Source organism: Collinsella sp. SGI.180, assembly GCF_050313455.1.
GTDB lineage: Bacteria > Actinomycetota > Coriobacteriia > Coriobacteriales > Coriobacteriaceae > Collinsella.
The window spans coordinates 1-5,268 of record NZ_JBNPLL010000031.1 but is presented as its reverse complement, the minus strand read 5'-3'; the positions used below and the strand labels follow the sequence as shown (position 1 = coordinate 5,268).

Here is a 5,268-nt window from a genome sequence, read left to right as displayed (position 1 = left end):
CGCCTCGACCGAGGTTCGAATCCATGCATGGCTTCCAAAAAAGAAAAGCCCCCGTTGCCGGGAGCTTTAAAGTCAATTGGTGCGGCGTATAGGATTCGAACCTATGACGTTCTGATTCGTAGTCAGACCCTCTATCCAGCTGAGGTAACGCCGCAACGCACGGATTATTATGCACGCGAGGCCCCGACGGGTCAAGCGACAATTTGAAAAAATTTTACGATGTGGTGATTATGCTGCTCGCGCCTCGACCGAGGTTCGAATCCATGCATGGCTTCCAAAAAAGAAAAGCCCCCGTTGCCGGAGGCTTCAAGTTCGATTGGTGCGGCGTATAGGATTCCGCGCATCCGCTTCGCGGATCCGCACCGGCTTCGCCCGCCTGCCGGCGCGCTCGCCCGCTCGCTAAAAACGCTTCGCGTTTTCTTTACGCTCGCGCCTCGACCGAGGTTCGAATCCCTGCATGGCTTCCAAAAAAGAAAAGCCCCCGTTGCCGGAGGCTTCAAGTTCGATTGGTGCGGCGTATAGGATTCGAACCTATGACGTTCTGATTCGTAGTCAGACCCTCTATCCAGCTGAGGTAACGCCGCAGCGCAAGACATATGAAACCATTTTAGTTAATTGGAGTCAAGCACAATCTTGATTTTTTTCTAGACCATTTTCCTCATGCAGCTCCGCATGTATCACCGTTTCCCATACGATCGATCGGCTTTTCAACCACATCGAACCCAACACCGAGATCCCTCAATAGCGAGCGCACCCGCTGGGCGCAATCATACTCGGCAAACGAGATACTCAGCATGCGTGCCACCTGGTTAGAAGTCCCGACTCCATAGAACCGTTCGAGTGTTGTAAGCCCTTTGTGCGTCACAAAGGTCTCAACTACATGTGGTGACTCCTCAAAGCACCATTGGGTCAACGGACCCTCGCTCGTTTGCCTCACCACCAAGCCACCCATACCCGATGGCTCACACGTAACTAGCAGGTGCTCCCCACCTTCATCGCTCTCAAACAAAACTACCCGCTCATCAAACAGGTCCATCACATCCCCTTCTCTCGCTCGTATCTAGTAAAAGCATAGCAGGTAGACGACCGTATACAGAACATTTGTTCGTGTATTTTCTATTGAGCTGTCCGCGCGGCATGGTAAGGCTCCGCGCACAAAAAAGGCGCCCCGGATAGGGGCGCCCCCGAAAATCGCTTATGCAGCAAACCTACGCGACCGGCTCGATCTTCTCGAGGCCGCCCATGTAAGGACGCAGAACCTCGGGGATCGTAATGGTGCCGTCGGCGTTCTGGTAGTTCTCCAGAATGGCGGCCATAGTGCGGCCAGCCGGCAGACCGGAACCGTTAAGGGTGTGCAGGTAGCGCGAGCCCTTGAAGTTCTCGGGATCGCGATACTTGATGTTGGCGCGGCGAGCCTGGAAGTCGCCGCAGTTGGAGCAGGAGCTAATCTCCTTGTAGGCGTTGTAGCTCGGCAGCCAGACCTCGATGTCGTAGGTCTGACGGGCAGAGAAGCCCAGGTCGCCGGTGCACAGGCTAATCACGCGATACGGAAGACCCAGCTGCTGAAGCAGGAACTCGGCCTCGGCGGTCATGCTCTCGAGCTCCTCGTCGGACTCCTCCGGCTTGGCAAACTTGACCATCTCGACCTTGTCGAACTCGTGCTGGCGGATGATGCCGCGGGTGTCGCGACCAGCGGAGCCGGCCTCCTCGCGGAAGCAGGGGGTGAAGGCGGTGTAGCGGCGCGGCAGGGTGTCGGCATCGAGAACCTCGCCGGCGTGCAGGTTGGTAAGCACGACCTCGGCGGTGGGGATCAGGAAGTTATCGCCCGAGACATGATAGGCGTCGTCCTCGAACTTGGGCAGCTGGCCCGTGCCAAACATGGTCTGGCGCTTGACGACGATGGGCGGCCACCACTCCTTAAAACCACGGCTGGTGTGCGTATCGAGGAAGAAGTTGATGAGGGCGCGCTCCAGACGGGCGCCGGCGCCACCGAGAACGGTGAAGCGGCTACCGGAGAGCTTGTTGCCGCGCTCGAAGTCGAGGATGTCGAGGTCGGTGCCCAGATCCCAGTGCGGTTTAAAGTCGAAGTCGAACTCACGCGGGGTGCCCCAACGACGGCGCTCGATGTTCTCGTCCTCGTCCTTGCCGTACGGGGTGGCCTCGCAGGGAATGTTGGGCAGGTGAGCCATAAAGTCGTACTGCTCCTGCTCGAGAGCGGTGCGGCGCTCGGCCAGACCGTCGATCTTCTCGTTGACGGCGCGCACGGCCTCCTTGGCGGCCTCGGCCTCGTCCTTCTTGCCCTCCTTCATCAGGGCGCCGATCTTCTTGGACTCGGCATTACGCGTGGCCTGGAGCTCCTCGACCTCGGTGATGACGGCACGACGCTCATCGTCGAGCTCAAAGAACTTCTCGCGATCCCAAGACGTCTGGCGGTTAGCCATGGCGGTATCGATGGCATCGGGGTTCTCGCGAACAAACTTGATATCAAGCATTAGATCCTCCGGTGATATACATTCCATTTAGGTTGCAACCTTGTACATGTATGGGCAAGTATATACTTATGAGCGTTTACGACCCAACTCAACTACGCAAGAAGGCACCCAATGGACGCAGTTTTTTCCTTTTTGTTTGGCACCCGCACCGGTTTTGCCATCCTTTTCGCCGGCGGCATCCTGCTGTTTGCGATTCTTGCCTTTGTAATGGAGAAGCGCACCCATAAGCTCTACGTCGACCGCGGGCCCAAATCCGAAGAAGATCAAGACAGCTTCTGGGACTAACCTGCCATTTAGGGACAGGTTTATTTTGGTCGGTTTTATCTGGGCAAACGCAAGCGCCCCGCAACCGGTATCAACCCGGTTGCGGGGCGCTTTTCGCTATAGAGATAAAACCGCAGGAAAAACCTGCCAAAATAAACCTGTCCCTAAATGGCAGGTTTACTGAAGGGTGGCGTCGATGGCCTTGACCAGGGCGCTGCGCATGCCGGCGTCCTCGAGCGCGACGACGCCCTTGATGGTTGCGCCGCCGGGCGAGCACACGGCATCCTTCATCGCCGCAGGATGCTGCCCAGTTGCAAGCTGCAGTTTCGCCGTACCCAGAACCATCTGGCTCACAATGCGATAGGCGTCGGCGCGCGGAATGCCGTGCTTGACGGCCGCGTCGCCCAGGGCCTCAATCGCCATGGCAACAAATGCCGGGGCGCAACCGCCCACGGTACCGCCCACAAACAGCAAGCTCGTATCGAGCTCAACGACAGTGCCAATCTTTCCGAGCAGATCGAGCACCACGGCACGCTGCTCACCGTTGAGCGTAGAGGACTTCTCGCAGGCGATGACGCCCTCGCCCACCGAAACCGGTGTATTGGGGACCGTCGAGATGTGCGCGACACCCGGCAGGACCTGCTCCCACTTGGCACTGTCCCAAGCCCAGGCGACCGAAAGGACGACCTTATCGGCAAGAGTATCCTTGAGCGGAGCGAAGACCTTCTCGATCATGTACGGCTTGACCGCAGCAACCACGGTATCGGATACAGCGACAACCTCCGCCGCATCACGACAGGCAAGTATCCCACGCGCCTCACAGCGCTCAACCAGGGCATCGTAGCGGCCCGCGCAGGCACACATGTCGCTCGCAGCCACACCGGCGGCAATCCAGCCATCGGCCATAGCGCTCGCCATATTGCCAAAACCGACAAATCCAATTTTCATATCTCATAGTCCTCTCAGACAGGTTCTTCAAATCGAGAGCTATTGTCCCACGGCATTGTTTCGTGTTGCCGACCTATTTGTGATACGGCTCACCACGGCTAATCTTGCAGGCGCGGTAGACCTGCTCCAGCAGCACCACGCGCGCCAAGTTATGCGGCAAGGTAATGCGTCCAAAGCTGAGCATTTCGTCAGCTCGTGAGCGAACATCGTCGCTCACGCCGTCCGATCCGCCAATCACAAAGGCGATGTCGCTGTTGCCTCGCAACATAAGATCATCGAGCCGCGCCGAGAGTTCCTCACTCGAGCGCTCTTTGCCCTCAATGGCCAGCAGGATCACATGCGCTCGGGGCGGCAGGGCTGCAAGAATCGCCGCTCCCTCCTTGTCGCGCGCGGCATCCACGCCGCCCGCCTTGGCCGGGTCGATATCGGCCACCTCGCGCATATCCACCTTGGCATAGGCGCCCAGGCGCTTGGTGTACTCGGCGCAGGCATCCTTCCAAAAACGCTCTTTGAGCTTACCGACGCATACAACGGTGCACTTCACGCGCGCCTACTCCTTCGAATCGTTTTGAACTTTGCCGGCGGTCAGCATCTGCTCGAACATAGAGGCCGACTGCGAAAAGTCGCTCGGCAGCACGACCGTCGATGTTTTACCCGTGCGAGCGAACTCCGTCATCATCTCGGACCATTGCGTAAACATGAACAGCTGGTTGGCCTCATCGTTGCCGACGCCCGTCTCCTGGATAATCTCGAGCGAATCCTTGATACCCAGCGCGATGGCCTTGCGCTGGTTGGCGATACCTTCGCCCGCCTTTTCCATTGCCTCGGCCTCGGCGGTCGCCTCGGTAACGCGCTTGATGCGGTCGGCCTCAGCGAGTTCCTGCGCAGCAGCGCGCTTACGCTGGGCGGCGTTGATGTCATTCATAGAGTTCTCGACCTCGGTCGGCAGCGCGATCTTGGTGATGAGCGTCGACACGAGGGTAAAGCCGTAGGCGGCCATCTGCTCGGATACGGTGGCGTTGACGTCCTTGGCGATGTCATCCTTCTTGGCAAAGACCTCATCAAGGGTATAGACAGGGATGGAAGAGCGCAGGGCATCGGTAATGAAGTCGCGCATCTGGTCGACGGGCTCCTGCAGCATGTAGTAGCTCTTGTAGATGCCCGAATCTGCCGGGCCGGCTCCCATGTCATAGCTCACGTGGTACTGAGCAGAGACCTCAAGGCCGATAGTCACGTTGTCCTGGGTCTTAACGTCGATCCCAAAACCGTTTTTCATGGTGCGCAGACTCACTGTGGCGGCCTTGCGGTCGATCACGGGCACCTTCATGTGGAAACCCGCGTTGACGATGCGGTTAAACTTGCCCAGGCGCTCGATGATCACAGCATGCTGCTGTTCAACGACATAGCAGGCGTTGGGAAGCAGTAGCAACAAAATGATGATGGGAAGCAGAAGGCTCGTAAGGGCAGCGATAATACCGGATAACAGCATGGTCTCTCCTCCGATGGGCACACGTTGGCACTAGGATACCCGCACAAAGCAGCCATGTGACACCATCAGGAGGCC

The 5,268-nt window shown here is 58.1% G+C and carries 6 protein-coding genes and 2 tRNA genes; 1 reads left to right on the top strand and 7 read right to left on the bottom strand.

Going from position 1 to position 5,268, the window contains the following annotated elements; translation table 11 throughout:
* Positions 1-77: 77 nt before the first annotated feature.
* From ACQRAP_RS08495 to serS, 4 genes are all read right to left on the bottom strand, one after another.
* A tRNA-Arg gene (locus tag ACQRAP_RS08495) sits at positions 78-154 on the bottom strand.
* A 353-nt stretch (positions 155-507) separates the two neighbouring features.
* Positions 508-584 (bottom strand) — tRNA-Arg (locus ACQRAP_RS08490).
* Between the two features lie 74 nt (positions 585-658).
* Positions 659-1,036 carry a hypothetical protein gene (locus tag ACQRAP_RS08485; protein ID WP_427729165.1) on the bottom strand — a complete coding sequence of 126 codons (378 nt, stop codon included), beginning with the start codon at positions 1,034-1,036 and terminating at the stop codon, positions 659-661.
* A 172-nt stretch (positions 1,037-1,208) separates the two neighbouring features.
* Positions 1,209-2,492, bottom strand: coding sequence for a serine--tRNA ligase (gene serS, locus ACQRAP_RS08480; protein ID WP_118080822.1), 1,284 nt, complete (start codon positions 2,490-2,492; stop codon positions 1,209-1,211).
* A 111-nt stretch (positions 2,493-2,603) separates the two neighbouring features.
* Here serS and ACQRAP_RS08475 point away from each other — a divergent pair, with 111 nt between their 5' ends.
* The gene (locus ACQRAP_RS08475) at positions 2,604-2,777 is read left to right on the top strand and encodes a DUF6724 family protein (RefSeq protein WP_195838594.1); all 174 of its coding nucleotides are present in this window, start codon (positions 2,604-2,606) and stop codon (positions 2,775-2,777) included.
* Between the two features lie 156 nt (positions 2,778-2,933).
* On the opposite strand, the gene proC is transcribed toward ACQRAP_RS08475, so the two are convergent.
* The 3 genes from proC to ACQRAP_RS08460 all read right to left on the bottom strand — a co-directional run bounded on the left by proC (position 2,934) and on the right by ACQRAP_RS08460 (position 5,193).
* On the bottom strand, positions 2,934-3,704 hold the full coding sequence (proC, locus tag ACQRAP_RS08470; protein ID WP_427795388.1) for a pyrroline-5-carboxylate reductase: 771 nt from the start codon (positions 3,702-3,704) through the stop codon (positions 2,934-2,936).
* 73 nt (positions 3,705-3,777) lie between these two features.
* Complete coding sequence (gene rlmH, locus ACQRAP_RS08465; protein ID WP_370450649.1) at positions 3,778-4,248, bottom strand: 23S rRNA (pseudouridine(1915)-N(3))-methyltransferase RlmH; 471 nt, start codon at positions 4,246-4,248, stop codon at positions 3,778-3,780.
* Between the two features lie 6 nt (positions 4,249-4,254).
* The gene (locus tag ACQRAP_RS08460; RefSeq protein WP_117848150.1) at positions 4,255-5,193 is read right to left on the bottom strand and encodes an SPFH domain-containing protein; all 939 of its coding nucleotides are present in this window, start codon (positions 5,191-5,193) and stop codon (positions 4,255-4,257) included.
* Positions 5,194-5,268 lie beyond the last annotated feature (75 nt).

Bases quoted from the DNA above. Each gene is read 5' to 3' on its own strand.
- ACQRAP_RS08460 (WP_117848150.1), bottom strand. From the start codon at position 5,193: ATGCTGTTATCCGGTATTATCGCTGCCCTTACGAGCCTTCTGCTTCCC.
- proC (WP_427795388.1), bottom strand. From the start codon at position 3,704: ATGAAAATTGGATTTGTCGGTTTTGGCAATATGGCGAGCGCTATGGCC.
- ACQRAP_RS08485 (WP_427729165.1), bottom strand. From the start codon at position 1,036: ATGGACCTGTTTGATGAGCGGGTAGTTTTGTTTGAGAGCGATGAAGGT.
- serS (WP_118080822.1), bottom strand. From the start codon at position 2,492: ATGCTTGATATCAAGTTTGTTCGCGAGAACCCCGATGCCATCGATACC.
- ACQRAP_RS08475 (WP_195838594.1), top strand. From the start codon at position 2,604: ATGGACGCAGTTTTTTCCTTTTTGTTTGGCACCCGCACCGGTTTTGCC.